Annotated in this window: 20 protein-coding genes; 8 read left to right on the top strand and 12 right to left on the bottom strand. The window is 74.0% G+C overall.

The features are described from left to right. Positions 1 to 119 precede the first annotated feature (119 nt). Positions 120 to 2,156, top strand: a complete 2,037-nt coding sequence (locus ABZ249_RS03690; protein ID WP_355256766.1) for a tetratricopeptide repeat protein — start codon at positions 120 to 122, stop codon at positions 2,154 to 2,156. Here ABZ249_RS03690 and ABZ249_RS03685 read toward each other — a convergent pair. Further along, a complete protein-coding gene (locus tag ABZ249_RS03685) occupies positions 2,112 to 2,294 on the bottom strand; it encodes a DUF397 domain-containing protein (RefSeq protein ID WP_220565055.1) in 183 nt (60 codons plus the stop codon). The two genes, ABZ249_RS03690 and ABZ249_RS03685, sit on opposite strands and share 45 nt — an antisense overlap. A gap of 42 nt (positions 2,295 to 2,336) precedes the next feature. Beyond that, positions 2,337 to 3,341 (bottom strand): stage II sporulation protein M, encoded by a 1,005-nt coding sequence (locus tag ABZ249_RS03680; RefSeq protein WP_355256763.1) that lies wholly within the window; start codon positions 3,339 to 3,341, stop codon positions 2,337 to 2,339. A gap of 114 nt (positions 3,342 to 3,455) precedes the next feature. Between ABZ249_RS03680 and ABZ249_RS03675 the strand changes: the two genes are divergently transcribed. Then, positions 3,456 to 4,271, top strand: coding sequence for an RDD family protein (locus ABZ249_RS03675; protein ID WP_355256760.1), 816 nt, complete (start codon positions 3,456 to 3,458; stop codon positions 4,269 to 4,271). 39 nt (positions 4,272 to 4,310) lie between these two features. Here ABZ249_RS03675 and ABZ249_RS03670 read toward each other — a convergent pair whose 3' ends face one another. After that, on the bottom strand, positions 4,311 to 5,573 hold the full coding sequence (locus tag ABZ249_RS03670) for an adenosylhomocysteinase (protein WP_355256757.1): 1,263 nt from the start codon (positions 5,571 to 5,573) through the stop codon (positions 4,311 to 4,313). Between the two features lie 67 nt (positions 5,574 to 5,640). Beyond that, complete coding sequence (gene ahcY, locus ABZ249_RS03665) at positions 5,641 to 7,077, bottom strand: adenosylhomocysteinase (RefSeq protein ID WP_355256754.1); 1,437 nt, start codon at positions 7,075 to 7,077, stop codon at positions 5,641 to 5,643. A gap of 128 nt (positions 7,078 to 7,205) precedes the next feature. Here ahcY and ABZ249_RS03660 point away from each other — a divergent pair, with 128 nt between their 5' ends. Together ABZ249_RS03660 and ABZ249_RS03655 are read left to right on the top strand one after the other, a co-directional pair. Then, positions 7,206 to 7,598: a MerR family transcriptional regulator gene (locus tag ABZ249_RS03660; RefSeq protein ID WP_220565050.1), complete on the top strand. Its 393-nt coding sequence runs from the start codon at positions 7,206 to 7,208 to the stop codon at positions 7,596 to 7,598. Positions 7,599 to 7,701: 103 nt separating this feature from the next. Then, positions 7,702 to 8,841 (top strand): hypothetical protein, encoded by a 1,140-nt coding sequence (locus tag ABZ249_RS03655; protein ID WP_355256751.1) that lies wholly within the window; start codon positions 7,702 to 7,704, stop codon positions 8,839 to 8,841. A 61-nt stretch (positions 8,842 to 8,902) separates the two neighbouring features. On the opposite strand, the gene ABZ249_RS03650 is transcribed toward ABZ249_RS03655, so the two are convergent. From ABZ249_RS03650 to ABZ249_RS03635, 4 genes are all read right to left on the bottom strand, one after another. Beyond that, positions 8,903 to 10,261: a protein kinase gene (locus ABZ249_RS03650; protein WP_355256748.1), complete on the bottom strand. Its 1,359-nt coding sequence runs from the start codon at positions 10,259 to 10,261 to the stop codon at positions 8,903 to 8,905. Positions 10,262 to 10,458: 197 nt separating this feature from the next. Next, positions 10,459 to 10,635 (bottom strand): Trm112 family protein, encoded by a 177-nt coding sequence (locus ABZ249_RS03645; RefSeq protein ID WP_013154764.1) that lies wholly within the window; start codon positions 10,633 to 10,635, stop codon positions 10,459 to 10,461. A 65-nt stretch (positions 10,636 to 10,700) separates the two neighbouring features. Beyond that, positions 10,701 to 12,053 carry a phosphomannomutase/phosphoglucomutase gene (locus ABZ249_RS03640; RefSeq protein ID WP_355256744.1) on the bottom strand — a complete coding sequence of 451 codons (1,353 nt, stop codon included), beginning with the start codon at positions 12,051 to 12,053 and terminating at the stop codon, positions 10,701 to 10,703. Positions 12,054 to 12,171: 118 nt separating this feature from the next. After that, positions 12,172 to 12,546, bottom strand: coding sequence for a DUF3499 domain-containing protein (locus ABZ249_RS03635; protein WP_220565046.1), 375 nt, complete (start codon positions 12,544 to 12,546; stop codon positions 12,172 to 12,174). Between the two features lie 267 nt (positions 12,547 to 12,813). Between ABZ249_RS03635 and ABZ249_RS03630 the strand changes: the two genes are divergently transcribed. Further along, positions 12,814 to 13,164 carry a metallopeptidase family protein gene (locus ABZ249_RS03630; RefSeq protein ID WP_255647077.1) on the top strand — a complete coding sequence of 117 codons (351 nt, stop codon included), beginning with the start codon at positions 12,814 to 12,816 and terminating at the stop codon, positions 13,162 to 13,164. Between the two features lie 69 nt (positions 13,165 to 13,233). Here the strand turns inward: ABZ249_RS03630 and ABZ249_RS03625 are convergent, their stop codons facing one another. The 4 genes from ABZ249_RS03625 to ABZ249_RS03610 form a co-directional block, all read right to left on the bottom strand. Next, positions 13,234 to 14,880, bottom strand: a complete 1,647-nt coding sequence (locus ABZ249_RS03625; RefSeq protein ID WP_355256740.1) for a DUF5719 family protein — start codon at positions 14,878 to 14,880, stop codon at positions 13,234 to 13,236. A gap of 3 nt (positions 14,881 to 14,883) precedes the next feature. After that, positions 14,884 to 18,333, bottom strand: a complete 3,450-nt coding sequence (locus tag ABZ249_RS03620) for a glycosyltransferase (RefSeq protein ID WP_355256737.1) — start codon at positions 18,331 to 18,333, stop codon at positions 14,884 to 14,886. Positions 18,334 to 18,656: 323 nt separating this feature from the next. Beyond that, positions 18,657 to 18,944: a WhiB family transcriptional regulator gene (locus tag ABZ249_RS03615; protein ID WP_211715498.1), complete on the bottom strand. Its 288-nt coding sequence runs from the start codon at positions 18,942 to 18,944 to the stop codon at positions 18,657 to 18,659. A gap of 238 nt (positions 18,945 to 19,182) precedes the next feature. Then, positions 19,183 to 20,502, bottom strand: coding sequence for a hypothetical protein (locus ABZ249_RS03610; protein ID WP_355256734.1), 1,320 nt, complete (start codon positions 20,500 to 20,502; stop codon positions 19,183 to 19,185). Positions 20,503 to 20,764: 262 nt separating this feature from the next. Here ABZ249_RS03610 and cofD point away from each other — a divergent pair, with 262 nt between their 5' ends. The 3 genes from cofD to ABZ249_RS03595 all read left to right on the top strand — a co-directional run bounded on the left by cofD (position 20,765) and on the right by ABZ249_RS03595 (position 24,806). Next, complete coding sequence (cofD, locus tag ABZ249_RS03605) at positions 20,765 to 21,751, top strand: 2-phospho-L-lactate transferase (protein WP_355256731.1); 987 nt, start codon at positions 20,765 to 20,767, stop codon at positions 21,749 to 21,751. Next, a complete protein-coding gene (locus ABZ249_RS03600) occupies positions 21,748 to 23,052 on the top strand; it encodes a coenzyme F420-0:L-glutamate ligase (RefSeq protein ID WP_355256728.1) in 1,305 nt (434 codons plus the stop codon). Before cofD ends, ABZ249_RS03600 begins: the two co-directional genes overlap by 4 nt. A gap of 170 nt (positions 23,053 to 23,222) precedes the next feature. Further along, entirely contained in the window at positions 23,223 to 24,806 is a 1,584-nt protein-coding gene (locus ABZ249_RS03595; protein WP_355256726.1) for a Na+/H+ antiporter, read from the top strand. The last annotated feature ends 131 nt before the right edge of the window (positions 24,807 to 24,937 follow it).

Genomic DNA, 24,937 nt, shown 5'->3' with positions numbered 1-24,937 from the left:
GCGCGGGTCCCCGGGGGCGGGGTGGCCGGTTCCGGCCACCCCGCCCTTTCCCGTGCTCACCGAGCCCGCACGTGTGCGGTCCGCCCGCGGGCGGTGGGGCACTCCGGCAGTATGTGGGCATGGACTCTTCCCCCGGACCGCACGTGAACTCGGTGGACGGCGGCGTGTACGGGCGGCTGGTCCAGGCGCGCGACATCCACAGCCTCACCATCAACGCCGGGGAGCGACCCGCTCCCCCGCCGGGGGCGGACGTGGTGCTGGACCCGCCGCGCCCCGCGACGGCGGTGCGCGGCCGGGAGGGGCTGGTCGGGGAGCTGCTGGCGCAGATGCGCGCCGGGGCGGCCGTGCCGCACGTGCTGACCGGGCCCGGCGGGTTCGGCAAGACCACGGTGGCGGCGGAGCTGGCCGGGCGGGCGCGGGCCGAGGGGCGGACGGTGTTCTGGGTGCGGCCCGGCAGCGTCGCGGCGAGCATGATCGAGGTCGCCGTGGAGCTGGGCGGGTCGCGGCGGGAGGCCGAGGAGGTGCGGACCGCCCGGCATCTGGCGATGCGGTGGGTGTGGCGGCACCTGGACGACGCGCCGCGGCCGTGGCTGCTGGTCATCGACAACGCCGACCGGCCCGAGGAGCTGGATCCGGAGAACCGGCCCGGCGACCAGCTGGGGTGGATGCGGGCCAGTCCGGGCGGGTTCGTGCTGGTGACGACGCGGGTGGACGACCCCGCCCAGTGGGCGCCCGCACGGATCCACCGGGTGGAGGCGCTGGAGGCGGGGGCCGCGGCGGCGGCGCTGGCCGACCACTCGGCGCTGGCGGGGACGGCCGGGACGGAGGAGCTGGCGGAGCGGCTGGGCCGGGTGCCGCTGGCGCTGTCGCTGGCCGGGCGCATCCTGGCGACGCACCGGGTGCTGTTCCCCGACGCCCGCGCGCTGCTGGCGCGCCTGGAGGAGGGCGTGGACCGGCTGGACGAGCTGGCGGCGCCGTTCGTGACCGGACCCGACGTGGACCGGCGGCTGCTGTCGGGCGTGTGGGACCTGTCGCTGCGGTCGGTGGCGGAGCGGGAGCCGTACGCCCGCCCCCTGCTCCAGGTCCTGGCGGTCCTGGGGTCGAACGCGGTGCCGGTGCCGCTGCGGCGGCTGCCCCCGGCGGAACTGGCGTCCGGTCCGCTGGAGGGCCTCGACGACGTGGGGCTGGCACGCGCCGTCAACGCCCTGATCGTGCACGGACTGGTCGCCCTGGGCGAGCACGGCGGGGAGGCGGCGCTGCGGATGCACCCCCTGGTGGCGGAGACCGTCCGCGCGGGAATCGGCGACAGTGCGGTGACGGACATCGTCAGCGGTCTGCTCCAGTGGCAGTCCGACAGCGATTTCACCCTGGAGGCCTCCGCCTATGCAGCGCTGGCCGGGGTCCTGGCCCGTGTACACCACGCCCGGCATCCAACCGTCGTCCAGGCCTCCGTGGGGCGTTTCAGGGTCGCGATGCTGCTCGGGGACCGGCTGGAGGCGGAGAGGTCCCTGGGCCGGCTCGTCGAGACGGCCGAAGCCGCCCTGGGCGGCACGCACCCGGAGACGCTGCGCGCCCGGCACGCCTGGGCCGATTCACTGCGCGCCCTGGACCGGTGGGGCGAGGCCCAGGAGATCTACCGCTCGGTCCACAGCGACCGGGCGTCCAGGCTCGGACCCGACCACCCCGATACTCTGAGCAGCCTGCACCAGGTCGCCCTCATCGCCGGGCTGCGTGGTGACCTGAAAGCCGCGGAACAGGGCTTTCAGACGGTACTGGCGGCCTACGAGGGGCGGGAGGAGGAGCCGACCGCGCTCCACGCGCTGCAGAACCTCGCCTACATCCGCATGCTCCGCGGTGACAATGACGGAGCGGAGGCGGGCTTCCTCAGGGTCCGCGAAGCCTGGAGCCGTGCTCTGGGCGAGGATCACCCGAACACCGGCCAGGCCGATTACTTCCTGGCCCGCAACGCGGCCGAGCGCGGGGACCACGCCCGCGCCGCCGCGATGTTCGACGAGGTCGCCCGGACACGGGCCGCGGCCATGGGCGAGGAGAACACACTGGTCGTCCAGGCCCGTGAACGCGCGGAGCGGGCCAGACGGGCCGTGAAGGGTTCAGACGCGCGCGGCCGAGGTGACGAGGGCGGACCACTCACGTGAGCCGACCGCCAGGACGACGGCGGACCGGTTCTGCGTGTCGCGCACCATGACACCGGCCGGGACCCCGAAGGCCACCTCGACACAGGCGTCCTCGAAGCTGCTGTAGGAGCTCTTGAACCAGTGGGGGGCTTCGCTCATGGGCCCGACACTGCCACACCCGGGCCCGGCGGGCCAGGGCACTCAGGCCACCGGCACCGCCGCGGGCGCGTTCCTGATGTCCCCGGTCTCGCCCTCCAGGTGGGCCCGGCGGCCGACCACGAACACGTACAGCAGGAACAGCACCTCCGCCAGCACGCCGATCCCCAGCGCCACCGGGATCGGGATGTGCCCGGCGACCGTGTTCCCCGTGACCAGGCCCTCGATCAGGCCGGAGATGAACAGCACCACCGCGAGCCCCAGCGCCGCCGCCACCGCCGAGCGGCCCTCCTCGGCGAAGGCGCGCAGCCGGGTGCGGTCGCCGGGGGCGATGAGCGACCAGCCCAGCCGCAGGCCGATGCCGCCCGCCACGAACACGGCGGTCAGCTCCAGGAGGCCGTGCGGCAGGATCAGCCCGAAGAACACGTCGGCCCGCCCGTGGCCGATCATCAGCCCGGCCATGGCGCCCAGGTTCAGCGCGTTCAACAGCATCACGTACAGCGTCGGCACCCCGAACGCGACGCCGTACAGGATCGCCTGCGCCGCCACCCACGCGTTGTTGGTCCACACCTGGGCGGCGAAGGAGCCCCGCGGGTTCTCGACGTAGTAGTTCGCGAACTCGTACTCGACCACCTGGGCGACGTACTCGGGCGTGCCCATCGCGTGCATCACCGCGGGGTCGGCGACGATCCACCAGGCCACGGCCGCCGCGATGCCGACGGTGCCCGCCGTCATGCCCAGCCACCACCAGCGCAGCCGGTACAGGATCGCGGGGAAGACCCGGGTGAAGAACCCCACGAGGTCGCGCCAGGCGGGGTCGTGGGCGCCGGTCACCGCGGAGCGGGCGCGCGCGATCAGCGCGGACAGGCGGCCCACCAGGGCGGGGTCCTGGCCGGAGGAGCGCACCACCGACAGGTGGGTGGACACCCGCTGGTAGAGGTCGACGAGTTCGTCGACCTCGGCGCCGTCGAGTCGGCGCCGTCGGCGGACCAGCCGTTCCAGGCGCTCCCAGTCCCCGTTGTGCGCCGCGGCGAAAACGTCGATATCCACGCAAGGGACCCTACCGTCTCGCGGCCCGGGAACGCCGCCGGTGGGAACGCGGTGCCCTGCCTGCGGGTAGTGTCGGGGTCGGAAGTTCCGTTCGGCCCCGAGGGAGCAGCACCGGTGTCCTATCCCGGCGGTGGTGAGGTGCGCGGCGACGCGTACGGTACGACGCCCCTGGTCACGGGGGACGCGGTGGTCCTGGACCTGCGCGCGGCGGGGTTCGCGACCCGTGCGGTGGCCCTGCTCATCGACGTGATCGTGCAGGGCGCGCTCTTCGTGCTGCACATGGTGCTGGTGGCCTGGATGGGCACCGCCGTGGACCCGGCGGCGACCGCCGCGGTGTTCCTGGGCGGCATGATCCTGATCTTCGTGGGCTACCCGACGGCGTTCGAGACCATCTCGCGCGGCCGGTCCCTGGGCAAGATGGCGCTGGGCCTGCGCGTGGTCGGCACCGACGGGACGCCCGAGCGGTTCCGGCAGGCGCTGGCGCGGGCCCTGGCGGGGTTCTTCGAGATCTGGGCGACGACCGGCGTGATCGCGCTGATCACCTCGATGATCAGCAAGGACGGGCGCCGGGTCGGCGACTTCCTGGCGGGCACCATGGTCGTGGAGGAGCGGACGGGGCGCCCCCGCCAGGAGCACATCCCCATGCCGCCGTACCTGGCGGGGTGGGCGTCGGGGGCCGACCTGTCCCGGCTCGCGCCGGAGACGGCCGCGGCGGCCCGCCAGTACGTCCTGCGCTACTACGAGCTGGCCGAGCACACCCGCCACGAGATGGGCGTCCGGCTGGCCGACGCGGTGGCCGCGCAGATCAGCCCGCCCCCGCCGCCGGGCGTCGCGCCCGCGGACTTCCTCGCGGCCGTGCTGGCCGAGCGCCGGCGCCGCCAGCAGATCGCCCTCCAGCAGCAGCGCTCCCAGCACCGCCCCGCCTCCTGACGCGCGCCGCCTCCCGGCCAGTGCCGGGACACGCCCCGGTCAGGGGTGCCAGGAGCGCAGGTAGGACTCCTGCTCTGGGGTGAGCGTGTCGATGGCGACGCCCAGGGCGGCCAGCTCCAGCCCGGCGACCTCGGTGTCGATCTCGTCCGGGACGTCCACGACGCCCGGGGCGAGGTCCGCGTGGGCGCGGGCCAGCCAGGCGGTGGTGAGGGCCTGCGCGGCGAACGACAGGTCCATGACGGCGGCCGGGTGCCCCTCGGCGGCGCCCAGGTTGACCAGGCGGCCCTCGGACAGCAGCAGGACCCGGCGGCCGTCGGCGAACTCGTACTCGTCGGCGTGCTCGCGCACCCCGCGGTCCACGGCGACCGCGAGCCGGTCCAGCGCGGCCAGGTCGATCTCCAGGTCGAAGTGGCCCGAGTTGGCGAGGATCGCGCCGTCGCGCATCAGGGCGAGGTGCTCCTCGCGGATCACGTCGCGGTTGCCGGTCGCGGTGATGAACACGTCCCCGACCGGGGCGGCGCTCTCCATGGCGGCGACCGTGTACCCCTGCATGACGGCGTCCAGGGCCTTGACCGGGTCCACCTCGGTGACGATGACGCGGGCGCCCATGCCGCGGGCGCGTTCGGCCAGGCCGCGCCCGCAGTAGCCGAACCCGGCGACGACGACGGTGCGGCCCGCGAGCATGGTGTTGGTGGCCCGCAGGATGCCGTCGATGGTGGACTGGCCGGTGCCGTACCGGTTGTCGAACATGCGCTTGGTGGCGGTGTCGTTGACCGCGACCATGGGCAGCCGCAGTTCGCCCTCGGCGCTCATGCGGCGCAGCCGGATGACGCCGGTGGTGGTCTGCTCGCAGCCGCCCAGGACGCCTTCGAGCAGGTCGGGGCGGGCGGCGTGCAGGGTGTGGACGAGGTCGCAGCCGTCGTCCAGCAGCAGGTGGGGCCGGGTCCGGAGCACCGTGACCAGGTTGCGGTCGTAGGAGGCGGGGTCCATCCCGGCCCAGGCGTGCACGGCCACCCCGTACTCGGCGACCAGCGCGGCCGCCGTGTCGTCCTGGGTGGAGAGCGGGTTGGAGGCGGCCAGGGCCACCTCGGCGCCGCCGACGCGCAGGACGCGCAGGAGGTTGGCGGTCTCGGCGGTCACGTGCAGGCAGGCGGCGACGCGCAGCCCGGCCAGGGGCCGCTCGGCGGCGAAGCGCGCGTGGATACTGCGCAGCACCGGCATGGACCGCTCGGCCCAGGCGACCCGGCGCACCCCGGCCGGGGCCAGGGCCAGGTCGGCGACCTCGTGTGGAGTCCCGGTCATGGAGCCCGTTCTGTGGTGGCGGCTCCGGGGCCGGCGTGCGGCGCCGGCCCCGGAGATGGCGGACGCCCTAGTAGCGGTAGTGGTCCGACTTGTAGGGGCCCTCGACGTCCACGCCGATGTAGGCGGCCTGCTCCTTGCTGAGCCTGGTCAGCTTGACGCCGAGGGCGTCCAGGTGGAGGCGGGCGACCTTCTCGTCGAGGATCTTGGGCAGCGTGTACACGCCGATCGGGTACTCGTCGGGCTTGGTGAACAGCTCGATCTGCGCGATGACCTGGTTGGTGAAGCTGTTGGACATCACGAAGCTGGGGTGGCCGGTGGCGTTGCCCAGGTTGAGCAGGCGGCCCTCGGACAGCACCAGGATGGTGTGGCCGTCGGGGAAGGTCCACTCGTGGACCTGCGGCTTGATCTCCTTCTTGGTGATGCCGGGGACCTTCGCCAGGCCGGCCATGTCGATCTCGTTGTCGAAGTGGCCGACGTTGCCGACGATCGCCTGGTGCTTCATCGCCGACATGTGCTCGGTCATGATGACGTTGAAGTTGCCGGTGGTGGTGATGAAGATGTCACCGGTCCCCACCACGTCCTCCAGGGTGGTGACCTGGTAGCCGTCCATGGCGGCCTGGAGGGCGTTGATCGGGTCGATCTCGGTGACGACGACCCGGGCGCCCTGGCCGCGCAGCGCCTCCGCGGCGCCCTTGCCCACGTCGCCGTAGCCGCACACCACGGCCACCTTGCCGCCGATGAGGACGTCGGTGGCGCGCATGATGCCGTCGGGCAGCGAGTGGCGGATGCCGTACTTGTTGTCGAACTTGCTCTTGGTGACCGAGTCGTTGACGTTGATCGCCGGGAAGGCCAGGCTGCCGTCGCGCTGCATCTCGTACAGGCGCAGGACACCGGTGGTGGTCTCCTCGGTGACGCCCTTGATGCGCTCGGCGATGGTCGTCCACTTGGTCGGGTCCTGGGCCAGGCTCGCCTGGAGCAGCTTGAGGACGACCTCGAACTCCTCGCTGTCGGCGGTGGAGGGGTCGGGGACGGCCCCGGCCTTCTCGTACTGGGCGCCCTTGTGGACGAGCATGGTGGCGTCGCCGCCGTCGTCCAGGATCATGTTGGGGCCCTCACCGCCGGGCCAGGTCAGCGCCTGCTCGGTGCACCACCAGTACTCCTCCAGGGTCTCACCCTTCCAGGCGAAGACCGGGACGCCCTTGGGGTCGTCGACGGTGCCGTCGGGGCCGACGACGACCGCGGCGGCGGCGTGGTCCTGGGTGGAGAAGATGTTGCAGCTGACCCAGCGCACCTCGGCGCCCAGCGCGACCAGGGTCTCGATGAGGACCGCGGTCTGGACGGTCATGTGCAGCGAGCCCATGATGCGGGCGCCCTGGAGCGGCTTGCTGTCACCGTACTCGGCGCGGGTCGCCATGAGGCCGGGCATCTCGTGCTCGGCGAGCCGGATCTCGTCGCGGCCGAAGGCGGCCAGGGACAGGTCGGCGACCTTGAAGTCGAAAGCCATGCGTTCCTCACTCGTGATGGTCGTGGCGCCCCTGATTCTAGGCCCGGGCGCCCGCCATCAGCACGAATCTGACAACGCGGTGTCAGGTTGCGCCGGTATGGGCGCCGGGCTCGGTTAGGGTCGTCGGCATGGCCCTGCACGACACCTCCGCCGCGTACGGCGTTCCGATGCCCATCTCGGCCGCCGCCGAACGGGTGGGGACGACCCCGCGCATGCTCCGGTACCGGGAGGGGCTGGGGCTGCTGCCCCGCACCCAGGAGCAGCCTACGGGGCGGGGGCACCGGCACCGCCGGTTCACCGAGGAGGACGTGCGGACCATCGCGACCGGCCTGGAGCTGGAGCGGGAGTTCGACATCCCCCCGGCCGCGCTGGCGTTCGCGCTGCGCGTGCTGTCCGAGCCCGAGGTGCTGGCGCGGGTGCGCGCCCACGGGGAGCGGCTGGGGCGGCTGGCCCCGGCGCCGGCCCGCGCCCTGGACTTCGAGAAGCAGAAGGCGATGCGCCTGCTGGGCCGGCGCCCCTGATCGCGCAGGTCGGAGCCGCCGCGCCGCACGGGCGGGCCCGGGCGCCCGGTCAAGGGGCCATCGGGCAGGTTTCACCGGAGCGCCCACGGGCTACGGAGAGAGCGTGGATACCCTACGCCTGAGTGCGGACCCGGAGCGGCTCCCCGACCGCGTGCGCGAAGAGCTGACCGACGTCGACCGGCTGCGCCGGATCTGGTCCGGTCACCGGCAGGCCCAGCCCCGGGAGGCGCGCGAGGCCGCGCGCCGGTCCCTGGTCCGGTCGCGGATCGAGGGGGCCGGGGTCGGCGGGCCCCTGGCCGAGTACCTGGAGTCGGCGCTGGCGGACGGGATGGGCGGCCGCGCGCTCGACCCCGACTACGTGCTCGAACTCGCCGACCGCGTCCACTCCCTGCCCGACCCGGGCGCTTTCCGCGCCCCGGCCGCGCCCCTGGTCGAGTACGACCGGGCCCGCGCCGTGGCCGCCCCCGCGGCGGTCCCGGGCCACCCCCTGGTCCGCGCGGCGCACACCTACGCCGAGACACTGGCGGCCGTCACCGAGCTGGACCGCGGGAACGAGGCCCCGCGGCTGCTGCCGTGGCTGGTGGCCGCGCTGGTGCTGCGCCGTGCGGACCTGCCGCCGCTGCCGCCGGTGCACCCGCCCGCGGGCCCCGGCCCGGACTCCGACGAGAGCCTGGCGCCGACCGTTTCGGCGCTGGCCCGGGCCGTCACGGCGGCGCTGCGCGACGAGCTGAGCTGGACGCCGCCGGGATCCGCGCCCGCCCCCGGGGAGCCGGTGCCTCCCCTGGCGGCGGTGACCCGCCGCCGGGTGACGGACCACCTGCGCTCGCACCGGGAGTCGGTGGGCCTCATCCTGCGCGGCCTGGACCCCGCGGCGCGCGCCGTGGTCCGCACCGGCGGCCACGACTCCGGCGCCGGGGCGGAGGGCCTCTCCGAGGCGGGGCGGGCCGTGCTCACCCCGGGCGCCGCTCACTGGTGGACGGCGCTGGAGCTGACGGTGGAGGACACGACGCTGTCGCTCGTGGTGGTGGTGCAGGAGATCGGCCGCCCCCGGACGGGGGTGCTGGCGGTCACCGTGGACGGGCGGCTGACCGACCCGGACGGGGTGCGCGACGTTCCCGGCATCTCGGGCACCGAGGCCGTGACCCTGATGCCCGCCGACTGCGTGGACGACCGCTGGCCGCGGATCCGCGACCTGGTGGACGAGGGGGTGTCCCTGGCGCTGGGCGGGCTCACCCGGGTCTGACGCCCTCGAACGCCCGCGGGGCCCGGCACCGCGCGGTGCCGGGCCCCGCGGGCGTTCGCGTTCAGGAGACGACGATGAGGACCAGCAGCAGGACGAGGATGAGGATCGTCATGAGGACCGCCGGGATCACCCAGCTCTGCTGGAGGATCGACTCCTCGGCGGGCGGCTGCTGCGCCGGTCCCCCGTAGGTCTGGTTGGGGTTGCCCGTGACCAGCGGGTTGCCGAACTGCGGCTGGGGCCCCTGCGGGTAGGGGCCGACCGGCCGCGGGCCGGAGGTGCCGGGGTGGCCGGGCACGCCCATGCCGTGCTGGGGGTTGGACGTCCCGGGGTGCCCCGGCAGGCCCATGCCGGGCCGCGGGTTGGAGGTGCCCGGGTGCGGGTAGCCGGGGTGGCCGGGCACGCCCATGCCGTGCTGGGGGTTGGACGTCCCGGGGTGCCCCGGCAGGCCCATGCCGGGCCGCGGGTTGGAGGTGCCGGGGTGGCCGTGGCCGAACCCGCCCTGGGGCCCGGTCTGCGGACGCACCGGCATCTGCCCCTGCGGGATGAGGCCGGTCTGGGCGATCTGCTCGCCCTGCTTGAGGGCGTCCTCGGTGGAGGGGGCCTCGTCGGCGTCCTCGTGGCCGAGCAGGCGCATGAGGAGCTTCTGGGCGGTGGGCCGCTGGGCGGGGTCCTTGTTCAGGCAGGCCGCGACGATGGGGCGCAGGGCCTCGTCGACGCCGTCGATGTCCGGCGGGGCGCTGATGACCCGGTGCACGACCGCCGGGACGGTGTCGGAGCCGAACGGCGCACGCCCGCTGGAGGCGAACGCGATGACGCAGCCCCAGGCGAAGACGTCGCACTTGTCGGTGATGCCGCGCCCCTCGATCTGCTCGGGCGCCATGTAGGAGGGCGTGCCGACGATCGAGTTGGTCATGGTGGCGGTGCCGTCGTCGACCCGGGCGATGCCGAAGTCGATGACGCGGGGCCCGTCCGGGCCCAGCAGCACGTTGCCGGGCTTGAAGTCGCGGTGGACGATCCCGGCCTTGTGGATGGCCACGAGCGCGGTGGCGGTGGAGACCGCGAGCCGCTGCAGCGCCGAGCCGCGCAGCGGGGCGCCCTTGGCGACCGTCTCCTGGAGGTCCTTGCCGGGCACGAACTCGCTGACCACGTAGGGCGGGTCGCTGTCGAGCTGCGCGTCGATGATCGCGGCGGTGCAGAAGGAGGCGACCTTCTGCGCGGCGCGGACCTCCTTCTCGAACCGCTTGCGCAGGTCGCTGTCGCGGGACCACTGGTCGTTGAGGACCTTGACCGCGTACTCCTCGCCCTGCGGGTCCTCGGCCAGGTACACGATGCCCTGGCCGCCCTTGCCCAGGCGTCCGGTCACGCTGTAATCGCCGAACGCGGAGGGGTCGCTCGGCTGTAGCGGTTCGGGACCGGGCATCGGTGTCCTCCAGGGAGGTCGTGTTGGACGGGGTGGGCACGAACAGGGTACGGCTTGCGGGGGTATGGGACGGTGCGTCCGTCACCCCCCGGAGACGAAGTCTCTCACTTCGTCGCACCCGCTATGACTACCGGAATGCCCATAACGTTCCATAAGGGTCCGACATGAATTCGGCCCCTTCCCCGTCCGGGACACCGTCAGCCGATCTTGCGGGCCTCGTCGACCAGCAGGACGGGGATGCCGTCCCGGATCGGGTAGGCCAGACCGCTCTCGTCGCAGACCAGCTCGTCGGTCTCGGGGTCGTGGCGCAGCGGCGCCTGGCTCTGCGGGCAGGCCAGGATCTCCAGCAGCCAGCCGTCGATCTTCGTGCTCATGGTCCTCGTTCCTCGTCGTGCGGGGCGGGACGGCCGAACGTCCCACCCCTCCATCATGCCCCCTCTCAGGAGCGGACGATGGCCAGCACCTCGTCGCGCAGCGCGTTGACCGCGGCCGCGTCCGGGGCCTCGACGTTGAGCCGCAGCAGCGGCTCGGTGTTGGAGGCCCGCAGGTTGAACCAGGAGCCGTCGGGCAGCGTGACGGTCAGGCCGTCCAGCTCGTCGACCTCGGCGCCCTCGCGCCCGGCGAAAGCGTCGCGCACCGCGGCCGTACGGCCGGCGGCGTCGGCGACCTCGGAGTTGATCTCGCCCGAGGCGGCGTAACGCGAGTACTCGGCGGTGATCTCCGACAGCGGCCGCTCGTCGGAGCCCAGCACGCGCAGGACGTGCATGGCGGCGAGCATGCCGGTGTCGGCCTTCCAGAAGTCGCGGAAGTAGTAGTGGGCGGAGTGCTCGCCGCCGAACACCGCGCCGGTCTCGGCCATGGTGGCCTTGATGTAGGAGTGGCCCACGCGGGTGCGCACCGGGACGCCGCCGTGCTCGCGGACGATCTCGGGCACGGCGTGCGAGGTGATGAGGTTGTGGATGACCGTCGCGCCGGGGTCCCGGGCCAGCTCCTGCACCGCGACCAGGGCGGTGATCGCCGAGGGCGGCACGGCGTCGCCGTTCTCGTCCACGACGAAGCAGCGGTCGGCGTCGCCGTCGAAGGCCAGGCCGATGTCCGCGCCGGTCTCGCGGACCTTCTTCTGGAGGTCGACGATGTTGGCCGGGTCCAGGGGGTTGGCCGGGTGGTTGGGGAAGGTGCCGTCGAGCTCGAAGTAGAGCGGCACGATCTCCAGCGGCAGGCCCTGCTCCAGGACGGCCGGGACGGTGTGGCCGCCCATGCCGTTGCCCGCGTCCACGACGACCTTGAGCGGCCGGATCCCGGACAGGTCCACCAGGGTCCGCAGGTGGTCGGCGTACCCGGTGAGCAGGTCCTTCTCGGTGACCGTGCCGGCCGGGCCGTCGTGGGCGGGCACGCCCTCCTCGGCCAGTCGGCGGATCTCGGCCAGGCCGGTCTCGGCGCTGATGGGGGCGGCCCCGGCCCGGCACATCTTGATGCCGTTGTACTGGGCGGGGTTGTGGCTGGCGGTGAACATCGCGCCGGGCAGGTCGAGCGCGCCGGAGCCGTAGTACAGCAGGTCGGTGGAGCCCAGTCCGGCGAAGACCACGTCGACGCCCTGTGAGGTGACCCCGTCGGCGAAGGCGCGGGCCAGCTCCGGCGAGGAGGGGCGCATGTCGTGGGCGACCACGACCGCCGGTCCGCCGACGGTCCGGGCGAAGGCCGCCCCGATCGCCCGGGAGATGTCCGCGTCGAGGGTGTCAGGGATCACACCGCGTACGTCGTATGCCTTGAAGATGCCTGCGAGGTCTGCCACGTCTTCTCCGGCCGGATCGGTCCTGCTCCGAATGGTCATGCCGCGCGGGCACGCCCGCGCGCGGTACCAACCTAGCAAGGGGCGCGGCGGCCCCCCGGTACGAGGGCGCGCCGGCCGCTCAGGGTCGGGGATCCGGCCGGGAGGGGTCGGAGCGGACGACCCGCAGGTGTCCGCGGCGCATGCCGTCGGGGCCGTCGGCGTCGTCGGCCGGGCGGGCCGGCGGGCGCGCCGCCTCACGTACGGCGTCCGCGAGGGCCTCCAGGTCGTCGCTTCCGGGACCTCCGCCCACCGTCTCGACGGGGAGCCGGACGACCTCCCAGCCGCGCGGTGCCGTCAGGCGGTCGGCGTGCATGGCGCAGAGGTCGTAGCAGTGCGGTTCCACGTAGGCGGCGAGCGGTCCGAGGACGGCCGTCGAGTCGGCGTAGACGTACGTGAGCGTGAAGACGGCGGGCTGCCGGCAGGCGGTTCGGGAGCAGCGTCGAACAGGGCTCACAGCGTTCGACTGTATGCCTTTACTGAGGGACACGCCAGCATCGTTCCACGACCTGGTCTGTTTCGTGGTGTCCAACGCGATACCGGTGCCGGACGCGCCTTCCGCCGGGGCGGCGCGGGGGGCCGGTCGATCGGCGCGCCCGCGGGGCTACGCGAGGCGCCCGTGATGGCTTAGTCTCGAAGTGTGCGACGAGTGCGCCCTTCCCATGGCCAACCTGACCGAGTGCGACGCCGGGACCGCCGCGGCCGAGGCATCCGCGGTCCTCTCGTGCCCTCCGACCTGCCGGTGTTCCGCAGCCGTGCGCAGGCGTTCGACGACCTCGTGCTGGACGCGGTCGAACGCCTGGAGCGGTTGTGGGCGCGCGAACTGGCGAACGTCGACTTCCTCGTGGAGGACGTCCCGCCGGTTCCGCCCCGGGGCCCCCTGACCGAGGCGATCCCCTTCTCCCGACTGGAGACCGATCCCTCGGGCCGGGCCCGCATCGTGGTGTACCGGCGTCCGCTGGAGATCCGGACCAAGGACCCGGAGGAGATGGCCCTCCTCGTCCACGAGACCGTGGTCGAGGAGGTCGCCAACCTGCTCGGCGTGGAACCGGAGTCGGTCGACCCCGAGAACTGACCGCGCCGGCCGGGTCCCGGTCCCGGAGGCGGCCCGTGGAGACCGCCGCCGGGCCCCGGCCCGCGCCGCTCAGGGCACCAGGCCCACCATCGTGTCGCGCACGACCGGCAGGGCCACCTCCACCGGCGCCGGGCGCACCGGCAGCGCGCTGAGACCGTCGCCGTCGGTGAGGATCCGGGCCGCGTACAGCGGCCCCGAGCCCTCCAGCAGGTCCAGGCGGACCGTGTAGCCGTCCGCGGGGTCGGTCCCCTCCGGTGCCGTCCAGCCCTCGCCGTCCCCGCCGAACACGGCCGTGGTGCCCGCGGCGATCTCGGTGCGGACCGCGTCGCCCTGGGTGCCGTCGGCCCCGACCGGGGTGGCCATCAGCCGGACGTCGCCCTCCGGGGCCGTGAGCACGAGCCGGGTCGTGGTGCCCTCCGGGGAGTCGGGCAGCACCGCCGTGGTGTCCAGCGGGAACGACAGCGGCGGCACGGCCGCGGTGTAGGCGGTCTCCAGGATCTCGTCGGGGTCGTCGCCGGTGGACTCGGCGGCCACCCCGGCGACCACGGGCACGTCGGACTCCACCACGACCGCTCCGGCCCGCCCGGCCAGGGCGGCGTCCAGGCTGACCCGGGCGGAGGCGGCGGGTGGGACCCGCAGCTCCAGAGGGTCGTCCGGGGTGCCCTCGGCCGCCACGGCGTCGTCCTCCCCGCCCTCCCCGGCCCCTTCCCCGGCCTGCCCGGATCCGCCGTCGGGCCCGATGACGTGGACGCGCACCCGGGCGGGCTCCTCACCCAGGGCGGTGACGACCAGGTGGCGCCGCCCGCCGCCGCCCGGGACGCCCGGGATCACGTGCTCGCGGGCGGGGGCCGCGGTGGGCGGGACCCAGTCGGTGTGCCCCTCGACGTGCTCGGCGAGCAGCGAGGCGGCGACCCGGCCGGTGCTGGTGCGCACCTGCACGCCGATCCCGCCGATGCTCTGTGCCAGTTCGGTGATGTCCAGTTCCGTGGACTGACCGGGCAGCAGGGAGATGCCCCGGCTGTCGAGGGAGTAGGACGGCCCGCCGCTGGTGTGGATGTCCAGGCTGGCGGTGGCCCGGGAGGTCTCGGGGTTGGCGAGGTGGACGGTGATCCGCTCCAGCCGGACGCCCTCGGAGTCGCCGCCGCCGGGCAGGGCGAACCAGGTGCTCACCGAGGGCTCGGCGCAGCGCACCTCGGTAACGCCGTCGGAGGCGACGGTGATCTGGGCCGACTCCAGGCCGGAGGCGAGCGAGCCCCGGGCATGGACGGCGGTCGGCTCGGCGGCGCCGGAGGTGTCGACCCCCCACACGCTGCCGGGTTCGGTCAGCTCCTCGCCCAGGAGCATGTCGGGGTCGGGGGCGCCGCTGGTGCCGGTGGAGGTGCTCTGCGCGTCGGAGCCGTCCCGCCCCGCCGCGCCCCCGGCCCCGTCCGTGTCCTCGTCCGTGTCCTCGGCGGCGGGCGGGACCGGGACGGCCCACAGGCCGCCGGTGTCGTCGCGGCTGACCCGGGGCGCGAACGCGGCGACGGAGCTGTCGGCGTCCTCGTCGTGCGGTGCCGGGCAGACCCGCAGCGTGTGGGAGGGGCGGGCGGTCCCGGGGCCGGTGACGCCCAGTTCGGCGGTCACCGGCCGGACCGCCACGGCGATGCCGAACAGCGCGGCCAGGGCCAGCGCGACCAGTCCGAACAGCGCGAACCGGTTCTCCACGATCAGTCGCACGGCCTACTCCTCCCTCTCGTCGCCGGCGGCGTCGGCACCGGTGTCGGGGCCCGCACCGTCCCGCGCGGAACCGGCCCGGCGCCGCCCCTTGCGGCGGGTGCCGCGGCGGCGGCCGCGCACCGCTCGGATCGACCCGGTGTCGGTGACGGCGAACTCGCCGGTGGCGGGCTCCCCTGTGGCGAACCCGCCGGTGGGGGGCTCCTCCGCCTCTCCGTCCGGGGACGGCTCCCCGGCGTCGGCCTCCGGGTCGGCCCCGGGGGCGGTGCGCGCCCGGGAGCCCCGGCGGCCGCGGCGCGGTACGCGCAGCCCCGCCGGGCGGCGGGGCCGGGGGGCGGGGGTCGACTCGATGAGGCGGGCGTCCTCCTCGGTCCGCACGCCGGGGGCGGCCAGGACCGCGACGACGAGCAGCAGCACGCCCTGGGTGGCCACCCAGGCGGTGTGCACGTGGTCGGTGTGCCACACCCGGAGTTCGCCGCCCTGCGCCGGGAGCTCCCAGGACTGGGTCCCGCCCGGCCCCTCGGCCGGGGTCAGCTCGGTGCCGCCGATGTCCGCCCGCCAGCCGTTCCCGGCGGTCTCCGCCAGGGCCAGGCGGCGCCCGGTGCCGCCCTCCTCCACCCGGGCGGTGAAGTCGTGGCCGGGCCCGCTCACCCGCAGCGGCTCCGTCTCCAGCCCGTCCTGGGAGACCACGCGCAGCCGCCCGGTGGGCTCGGCCAGCCGCCACAGGCCGTAGCGGTCGGACAGCGACTCCCGCATCAGCCCGGGGGTTCCGTCCAGCATGTCCACGATGGTGACGTCGGTGAGCGTTCCGGTCCGCGGCCGGGGGTAGAGCACGTACTGGATGCCGTGGTCGGCCAGGACGCGCAGCCGGTCGCCGCCCTGCCCGATGGCCAGTTCGGCGACGGCCCGGTCCACGGCCGCCCGGGAGGCGTCGTCGGGGCGGATGCGCTCCTCCCCCAGGCGGGGTTCGCGGCCGCGGACGACGGTGTAGCCCACACCGCCCTCGCCGTCCGGGGCGACGACGAGGGTGCGCGGTTCGGTGCCGTCGTCGCTCAGGCCGACCCCGGCGCCGACCAGGGTGCCGGGCAGGACCGGGGCGGCGCGCGAGGTGAGCGGTCCGTCCACGCCCTCCCACATCCACACGCCCGCCCCGGCCAGGGGTGTGGCGACGGCGAGGAGTGCGACGCCGACGGCGAAGGCCCTGCGCAGGCCGCCCAGGGACAGCATGGTGCGGAAGGCGCGGGCGGCGGTGGCCGCCGACAGCAGCACCGCCGTGGCGGCGAAGGTCAGCGCCACGCCGGGCCAGACCGCCGCGGGCGGTCCGCCGAAGTGGGGCTCGACCACCAGGCGGGAGGTGAGGATCGCGACGAGCAGCCCGAACACGGCCAGGGACCAGCCGGCGGCGACCAGGACGCGGTTGCGCAGGAGCAGCAGCGCGCACAGGGCGGCGGCGAGCAGCCCGGCGGTCACCCAGACCGGGGGCGCGCCGGGTCCGCCCGGGGAGAGCATGAGCAGCTGTTCGGGGGTGGCGCCCGGCTCCGACAGCTCGGGGCGGTGCAGCCCGGCCTCCAGCAGCCATTGGGAGGGGTGCAGCAGCAGGTCCAGGGTCCAGGGCATGAGCATGACCAGGGGGACGCCCAGGGCGATGCCGACGTCGGCGTACAGGCGGCGGCCCAGGTGCCCGAAGGCGGCCGCCACCAGCAGGCCGGTGACCAGCGCCAGCGGCCACACCAGGGGGACGAACGCGGTGGCGGCGGCCAGGGTCAGGCCCAGCCCCCAGGCGGCCCGCCGGGAGTGCTTGGCCGGCATGGCCACCACGCGGATGAGCAGCAGGCCCAGGACCGGCATGAGCACGTGGACCACGGCGGTGCCCAGCCGCCCCTGGGCGATCGCGCCGGTGGCGACCGGCAGCAGTGCGTAGGAGGCGGCCATCCAGACGCGGGCGGGCCGGTAGCCGAGCACCTCGCGGGCGAGCAGGTAGGCGGTCGCGCCGGCCAGGGGCACGGAGCCCAGCAGCAGTACGGAGACCGCGATCCAGGGCTTGCCGAGAGTGGCCGTGGACAGCAGGGCCAGGATCCCGACGTAGGGCGGGACCGGGCCGTCGGAGCCCAGGCCGGAGTCGGGGGCCCCGGACAGGTAGAGGTTCCACAGGTCGGCGGCGCCGCCCGCGACGGGCGGCAGGGCGCCGCCGGCCAGCAGGGGGCCGAAGAGCAGGGAGCGTTCGGCGACGAGCGCGACGACCGTCAGCGCGATGACGAGCAGCGGGCCCGGCCGCAGCACCACCCGGCGCAGGAAGCCCCCGGTGTCGGTGGGAGCCTCCTCGTCCTCGGGGGCGGGGGCGGTGGTGACGGCCTGGTGGCGGCCCGCGGTGTCGATGACCGGCTCGCCGGAGAGCACCCCGGTGAGGAAGTCCGCGAACTGGCGCATCGCCACACCGCGCGCCAGGTAGGGCCGGATCGCGCTGTAGGTGCGGCGGCGGTCGCGCCGGCGCCGGAAGCGGGCCCGCAGCAGCTTGTCCGGCCGCAGGTAGACCAGGGTGATCGCGGCCGCCTCGTCGAGGGCGTTGGCGGGCTGCTTCATGAACAGGTACATGATCACGCGCAGCAGCGACCCGACGGAGTTGCGCAGCAGCGCGGCGAGCATGCCGCCGAAGGGCAGGTTGGCCAGCAGCACGAACACGGCGTGTCTGCGGTCCACCCGGCGCGGGTGGTTGCGGGTGGCGCCGATGGGTCGCCGCCGGCGTGCGGAGGCCTCGGCGTGGTAGGCGACGGCCTCGGTGACGATGAGGACGTGCAGCCCAGCACCGCCCACGCGCCAGCAGAGGTCGATGTCGTCGCGGAACAGCGGCAGGGCTCGGTCGAAGCCGCCCAGGCGCTCCCACACGTCGCGGCGGACCAGCATGCCCGCGCTGGACACGGCCAGGACCTGGCGGGTGCCGTCGTGCTGGCCGTGGTCGAACTCGCGCGGCTCCAGCCCGGTCTCTCGGCGCCCCGCGCCGTCGATGGTCACGCCGGCCTCGATCAGCAGGCGGCGGTCGAACCAGTCGCGGAGCTTGGGGCCCAGGACGGCGGCGCGCGGGTCGCGGTCGGCGGCGGCGAGGAGGTGGGCGAGGGCGTCCTCCTCGGGGGCGAGGTCGTCGTGGACGAGCCAGATCCACTCGGTGGCGTCCTCGTCGAACCCGTGGACCGGCGACGTGGAGCGCGGCAGTTCGAGGGCGGCGCGCACCGCGTCGCCGTAGCCCGTGCGGGCGGGCAGGCCGATGACCGCGTCCGGCGGCAGGTACTCGCGGAGGACGTCCACGCCGCCGTCGGTGCTGCCGGTGTCGGCGGCCACGGCACGCTGCACCGGACGGCTCTGGGCGCGCAGCGCGGCCATGGTCTCCGGCAGCCAGCGCGCCCCGTCGTGGGACACGATGACCGCGGTCACGACGTGTCGGGCTGAGTCGAGGTCGAGCACGGCTGTGGTGGGTTCTCTCCGAGGGAAGGGGCGGGCCTCCCGGGCGCCGGGCCGAAGGGCGGGGGCGCCGGGGCGGTGGGCGTGCGGTCACGCCGGTCCCGACCGCGGGTCGGGGGTGGCACGGGTGCGTGCGGGACATCACCCTACGCCACCTCACACCATTGCGTACCTATTCGCCTCCGGTCCGACGTCCGGCGACTTATCCCCCTATTCGCCATTGCGTGGCCTTGCGTGCCAAACCTCACTTTGGACCTGAACGGTCGGGAACATGAAAAAAGCGCGCCCGGGCTCGCGGCCCGGGCGCGCCTCACGCGCGCGCCCTGCTACAGCATGTCCGCCAGGAAATCGAAATCCCCTCCGGCGGCTTTCTTCAGCCTTCGGCGCTCGCGTTCGGAGAGTCCCCCCCAGATACCGAAGCGCTCATCGTGTTCGAGCGCGTATTCCAGGCACTCCGCGCGCACGTCGCACGACTGACAGACCTTCTTCGCCTCCCGGGTCGAGCCGCCCTTCTCGGGGAAGAACGCCTCCGGGTCGGTCTGTGCGCACAGTGCGCGTTCCTGCCAGCCCAGATCCTCATCCGAGCCGTGCGCCAGCGGGATGACCTCGCTCATGCGCACCTCCTGTTGCCCCCCATAGATGACCCGACCCATTTCGTCCCCCGGGCCGGGCGGAATCCCACCTTGAAATTACACGTGGACGCAGTGCTACTCGTCAAGCGCCCTGCGTGGTAATCCACTGAATATCATGTAACGAAGCGCCAACGCTGCTCGGTTCATGTCCGTTCTGCGGATTACCACGCAATTCACGACGTTCCAAGGAGGCGGGGGGCTCGGGGCCCACGCGGAGGGTTCAGCGCTGGCCCTCGCCCCCGTACCAGCCCTGCTGGCCCCCGGTACCGCCCTGTCCTTGCTGGTCAGAGCCGTATCCGGAGCCCGAGCCGTACTGGTCTCCGTAGCCGGAGCCGCCCTGGTCGGTCGTCTCCGTGGCGTTGTTCTCACCGGAGTTAAAGAAAGGTTCAACTCCACTCTCGGACGGCTGGCCCTGGGCCTGCCCCTGCCCGTACCAGCCGTAGTTGATGGCGTCCTGGGCCGCCTGCTCGCCGGAGGCCGGCTGCTCGCCCTGCTGCGGGGCGTACTGGGACGGGTCGTAGGCCTGGCCGTAGCCCTGCTGCTGGCCCGAGGCGTCGGTGCCGTACTGCGGCTGCACCTGCGTCTGGCCGTACGGGTTCGCGTCGTATCCGGCCTGCGGCTGCGCCTGGCCCGACGTGTCGGTGCCGTACTGCTGCTGGGCCTGGCCGTACTGGTTGGGGTCGTAGGCCGGCTGCTGACCGGACGCGTCGGTGCCGTACTGCGCCTGGCCGTAGGACTGCTGGGCGCCGGTGCCGTACTGCGGCTGCACCTGCGTCTGGCCGTACGGGTTCGCGTCGTACCCGGCCTGCGGCTGCTGCGTCTGGGACGCGTCGTAGGCCTGCGCCTGCTGGCCCGACGTGTCGTAGGACTGCTGCGGGGCGTAGGACTGCTGGGCGCCCGTGGCGTAGTGCTGCTGGACCTGCGCCTGGCCGTACTGGTTCGGGTCGTACGCCGCCTGCTGCTGCGCCTGGCCCGGGACGGCCTGAGCGGGGTCGGCCGCGGGCTGGCCGCCGGTCATGGTCGGGTCCTGGTAGCCGGGCTGGCCGTACGCCTGCGGGTAGCCGCCGTAGGTCTGCGCCTGCGGGGTGGCCCGCGGCACCAGGTTCGGGTCGTTGAACGCCTTGAGCAGCGCGAAGGCGAAGATGCCCAGCACCGCGCCCTGGCCCAGGGTGCTCAGGAAACCCGCGAAGCCGAGGCTGATCGCGTCGATCTCACTGGCGGCGATGAACTCGGTGATCAGGTTGATGAGCGCGAAGAGCAGCCCCAGGCCGGAGAAGATGAGCGCGGTCAGCACGACGCCGAAGGCCGCCGGACGGGTCCGCTCGGAGGTGAGGACCAGGAGCACCGCGGCGGCGAGCAGGACCACAACGGACAGGCCGAAGAAGTTGCCCCCCGCGCCCCCCAGTGCCGAGGCGAAGGACCCCGGGTAGCCCGATCCGGCTATCAACCGGATGAAACCCGCCAGCACACCGGCGCCGACGGCACCGATCAGGACCCACGCCGCGGGTAGGCGCAGGCGTTCCAGTGTTTCGTTGTTCAAGGGAGATTCCCCTCTGCTGCTTCGTCGCCGCCCTCGTGGGAGGAAGAGTGGCTCTGTCGTCGGGCTGTTCGGTTGGAATCGGTCGATCCCGGCCGCGGAACACGGGGACGCCGGAGGACCGGACCGTGAAAGTGGGACGGCGGCCACGGTACCGGGGTTCGGCCGAACGGCGAACCGGCGGTACCGGTACGGTCACGCCGGGGTCGCGCCCACGGTGGGGCAGACGACCCGTACATGCTTCCAGCCTGCCAGACTTGGACGCATGCGGATAGTCGTACCGGCCGGTGGTATCGGCGGAGCACGCTTCCTTCGGGGCCTGAAGGCCGCCCTGGGAATCGACTCCCCGGTCCCGGAGGAGCAGAGCACGAACGCCATCACCGTCATCGGCAACACGGGTGACGACATCACTCTGTTCGGACTGAGGATATGTCCGGATCTGGACACGGTGATGTACACCCTGGGCGGGGGTATCGACGAGGAGCGCGGCTGGGGGCGGGCCGACGAGACCTTCACGGTCAAGGAGGAGCTGGCCGCCTACGGCATGCGCCCCACCTGGTTCGGCCTGGGCGACCGGGACACCGCCACCCACATCGTGCGGTCCCAGATGCTCGCGGCGGGGTACCCGCTGTCGGCGGTCACCGAGGCGCTGTGCGACCGGTGGCGGCCCGGGGTGCGGCTGCTGCCGATGACCGACGACCAGGTCGAGACGCACGTGGTCGTCGAGGAGGACGGGCGCAGGCGCGCGATCCACTTCCAGGAGTGGTGGATCAGGCACCGGGCGGCGGTGCCCGCGCAGAGCATCGTGAGCGTGGGCGCGGAGGACGCCAAACCCGGGCCCGGGGTGCTGGAGGCGATCGCCGAGGCCGACCTCGTGGTCCTGCCGCCGTCGAACCCGGTGGTGAGCGTGGGGTCCGTCCTGGGGATCCCCGGGATCAGGGAGGCGCTGGCCGCCAAGACCGTGGTGGGCGTCTCCCCCATCATCGGCGGCGCCCCGGTGCGCGGTATGGCCGACGCCTGCCTGAACGCGATCGGTGTGGAGACGAGCGCCGGGGCGGTCGCCGCCCACCTGGGCGCCGACCTGCTCGACGGGTGGCTGGTGGACGAGGCCGACGCCGGGACCGAGGTCGAGGGGATCGAGGTGCGCTCGCGCCCGCTGTACATGAGCGACCCCCGGGCCACCGAGGCCATCGCCCGGGCCGCCCTGGACCTGGGCCGCGAGCTGGCCGGGCGCAAGGGCGGCGGCGAGTGAGCGCGGACGCGGGGAGCGACGTGCGGGTGCGCGGGCTGGCGGGCCTGCCGGAGGTGGGCGCAGGCGCCGACCTGGTCGCGCTGATCGCCGACGCCGTCGAGGCCTCGGGAGAGCCGCTGGCCGACGGCGACGTGCTGGTGGTCACCTCCAAGATCGTCGCCAAGGCCGAGGGGCGGCTGCGCCGGATGGCCCGGGAGGCCGCCGTCGACGCCGAGACCGTGCGGGTGGTGGCCCGGGCCGGGAGGACCCGGATCGTGCAGACCCGGCACGGGCTGGTGATGGCCGCCGCCGGGGTGGACGCCTCCAACGTCGAACCCGGCACGGTGCTGCTGCTGCCCGAGGACTCCGACGCGTCCGCCCGCGCCCTGCGCGCCGGGCTGCGCGAGCGGCTGGGGGTGCGGGTGGGCGTGATCGTCTCCGACACCTTCGGGCGGCCCTGGCGGGTCGGGCAGACCGACGTGGCCATCGGCGCGGCCGGGCTGGACCCGGTGCAGGACCTCCGGGGCACGACGGACACCCACGGCAACCTCATGGAGGCGACCGTCAACGCGGTCGCCGACGAGATCGCCGCCGCCGGCGAGCTGGTCAAGGGCAAGACGAGCGGTGTGCCGGTGGCGGTGGTCAGCGGCCTGTCGGTCGTCACCGACGCGGACGGGCCGGGGGCCGCGGCGCTGGTGCGCACGGCGGACGCCGACCTGTTCCGGTACGGCTCGCGCGACGTGGTGCCCGCCCGGCGCACGGTGCGCGCGTTCACCGACGACCCGGTGGACCCCGCGGCGGTGCGCCGCGCGGTGGCGGCGGCGGTCACCGCGCCCGCCCCGCACCACACGACGCCGTGGCGGTTCGTCCTGGTGGAGTCGGCGCCGGTGCGCAAGCGACTGCTGGACGCGATGCTCCAGGCGTGGGTGGCCGACCTGCGCGGCGACGGGTTCGACGAGGACGCGATCGCCCGGCGCACCCGGCGCGGCGACGTGCTGCGGGGGGCGCCCTACCTGGTGGTGCCGTTCCTGGTGGCCGACGGGGCGCACGCCTATCCCGACGAGCGGCGGGCCGACGCCGAGCGGACCATGTTCCACGTGGCGATGGGCGCCGGGGTGCAGGGGCTGCTGGTGGGGCTGGCCGTCGAGGGGCTGGGCTCGGCCTGGATCTCCTCCACGATGTTCTGCGCCGACGTGGTGCGGGAGGTGCTGGAGGTGCCCGACCACTGGCGGCCGATGGGCGCGGTCGCGGTGGGGCACGCCGCCGAGCCGCCGCGCGAGCGGCCGCCGCGCGACCCGGAGGACTTCATCGAGGTCCGCTGAGGCCGGTCCCCGGCGCCGCGGCCGCGGGTCCCCGCCGAGCGCCGGGCCCGCGGCCGCGGTGCCTCCGGGCCGCCCCGCCCGGGGGCGCCCGGCGCGTCGCCGGGGGCCCGGCCGCGGTGCGGCGGGCATCCTGGGGTGCCGTACGGGGGTGCGGGCGAGGGGGCGGCGGTATGGGCGTCGAAGAGTACGTGGTCGGCACGCTGGTGGTCGTGGTGGCGGTGATCATCGGCCGGCTGATCGCCATGAGGCTGCGGATCCCGGACGCGATCGTCCTGGTGGTGCTGGGCATGGCGCTGGGGCTGCTGCCCGGGGTGGACTCGCTGACGATCGCCCCCGAGATCGTGCTGCTGGTGTTCCTGCCGCCGCTGATCTACAACGCCGCGTTCTTCACCTCCCCCAGGGACTTCCGGGAGCTGCTCCGGCCGATCGTGGTCATGGCGGTCGGGGTGACCCTGGTGACGGCGCTGGGGCTGGCCGCGGTCGTCTACTTCCTCATCCCGGCGGTGAGCTGGCCCGCGGCGATCGCCCTGGGGGCGGCGATCGCGCCGACGGACGCGGTGGCGGCGTCGGCGATCCTCAAGCGGGTGGGCACGCCCCGGCGGGTGCTGACGATCCTGGAGGGCGAGTCGCTGATCAACGACGCGGTCGCGCTGACCCTGTTCAGCCTGGCGCTGACGGCGATGTCGCATCCGCTGACCCCGTCCGAGGGCGTCGTGGAGCTGGCGAAGGTCGTGGTGGGCGGGCTGGCGTTCGGCGCGCTGGTGGCGTGGCTGGTGTCCTGGTCGCGCAGGCTGATCGAGGACTCCTCCGTCCAGCTGATGATCGTGCTGATCACCCCGTTCGCGGCCTACGTCCCCTCGGAGATGCTGGGCTTCTCGGGGGTGCTGTCGGCGGCGCTGGCCGGGATCGTGCTGGGCACCCGGGGCGAGGGCCTGCTGCCGCCGAAGGTGCGGGTGACCGCGCAGACGCTGTGGCAGACCCTGGTGGCGGTGCTGGAGTCCATGCTGTTCGTGCTGCTGGGCCTGCAGCTGGACGCGGTGATCACGGCCGTCCGCGAACACTACTCGTTCCCGCGGCTGGTGCTGGTGGCGCTGCTGGTGACGGTCACGGCGGTGGTCCTGCGGATGGGGCTGATGATGGTGGTGATCCCGCTGCAACGGGTGATCCCCTTCCTCAACCTGGAGGTGTCGTCCTTCCGGGAGAGGGTCGTCATCGGGTGGAGCGGGATGCGCGGCGCCGTGTCGCTGGCGATCGCGCTGTCGCTGCCCGCCACCGTCGGGGGCGAGCCGTTCACCGAGCGCGGGGGGCTGATCTTCGTCGCCGGGGTGGTGGTGATGGGCACGCTGATGGGCCAGGGGCTCAGCCTGCCCCTGGTGCTGCGCAGGCTGGGGGTGGGCGGCGGGGACTCCCACCGGAAGGAGTTCCTGATCGCCGACCACGCGATGAGCTGCGCGGCGCTGAGCAAGGTGGACGAGCTCCAGACCTCCGGTGAGGTCGACGCCGGGACCGCGGAGTCGCTGCGGAGCGCGTACTCCCGGCGGGTGGGCGAGGTGCAGGCGCTGCTGGACGAGGACGACTCGGCGTTCGAGCGGGCGGAGAGCGTCAAGGCGGTGCACGCGCGGATCCTGGACGCCCGCCGCGACACCCTGAAGGCGCTGTACCGGGAAGGGCGCATCGACCACGCGGTCTTCCAGTCGCTGAGCAGGGACATGGACCTCGGCGAGAGCAAGGGCGGGCCGTTCCAGGGCGGGTGAATTCCAGGCGGACGAATGGAGTCCCTTTCGGTACCGGGCACCGAAGAAAACTGAAAGCTTTCCTTCCCATTGCATTGACGCGCGGGTAAGGCAACTCTAAGGTTTCTTAACAATTCAATCCCCCGACCTTC

The sequence above is a fragment of the Nocardiopsis sp. NPDC006139 genome (genome assembly GCF_040614155.1).
In the GTDB taxonomy this organism is placed as follows: Bacteria; Actinomycetota; Actinomycetes; order Streptosporangiales; family Streptosporangiaceae; genus Nocardiopsis; species Nocardiopsis changdeensis.
This window is presented reverse-complemented; position numbering and strand designations above follow the sequence as displayed.

Coding starts and splice junctions, on each gene's coding strand:
- ABZ249_RS03670 (WP_355256757.1), bottom strand. CDS start 5,573: ATGACCGGGACTCCACACGAGGTCGCCGACCTGGCCCTGGCCCCGGCC.
- ABZ249_RS03615 (WP_211715498.1), bottom strand. CDS start 18,944: ATGAGCGAGGTCATCCCGCTGGCGCACGGCTCGGATGAGGATCTGGGC.
- ABZ249_RS03690 (WP_355256766.1), top strand. CDS start 120: ATGGACTCTTCCCCCGGACCGCACGTGAACTCGGTGGACGGCGGCGTG.
- ahcY (WP_355256754.1), bottom strand. CDS start 7,077: ATGGCTTTCGACTTCAAGGTCGCCGACCTGTCCCTGGCCGCCTTCGGC.
- ABZ249_RS03685 (WP_220565055.1), bottom strand. CDS start 2,294: ATGAGCGAAGCCCCCCACTGGTTCAAGAGCTCCTACAGCAGCTTCGAG.
- ABZ249_RS03595 (WP_355256726.1), top strand. CDS start 23,223: ATGGGCGTCGAAGAGTACGTGGTCGGCACGCTGGTGGTCGTGGTGGCG.
- cofD (WP_355256731.1), top strand. CDS start 20,765: ATGCGGATAGTCGTACCGGCCGGTGGTATCGGCGGAGCACGCTTCCTT.
- ABZ249_RS03650 (WP_355256748.1), bottom strand. CDS start 10,261: ATGCCCGGTCCCGAACCGCTACAGCCGAGCGACCCCTCCGCGTTCGGC.
- ABZ249_RS03645 (WP_013154764.1), bottom strand. CDS start 10,635: ATGAGCACGAAGATCGACGGCTGGCTGCTGGAGATCCTGGCCTGCCCG.
- ABZ249_RS03660 (WP_220565050.1), top strand. CDS start 7,206: ATGGCCCTGCACGACACCTCCGCCGCGTACGGCGTTCCGATGCCCATC.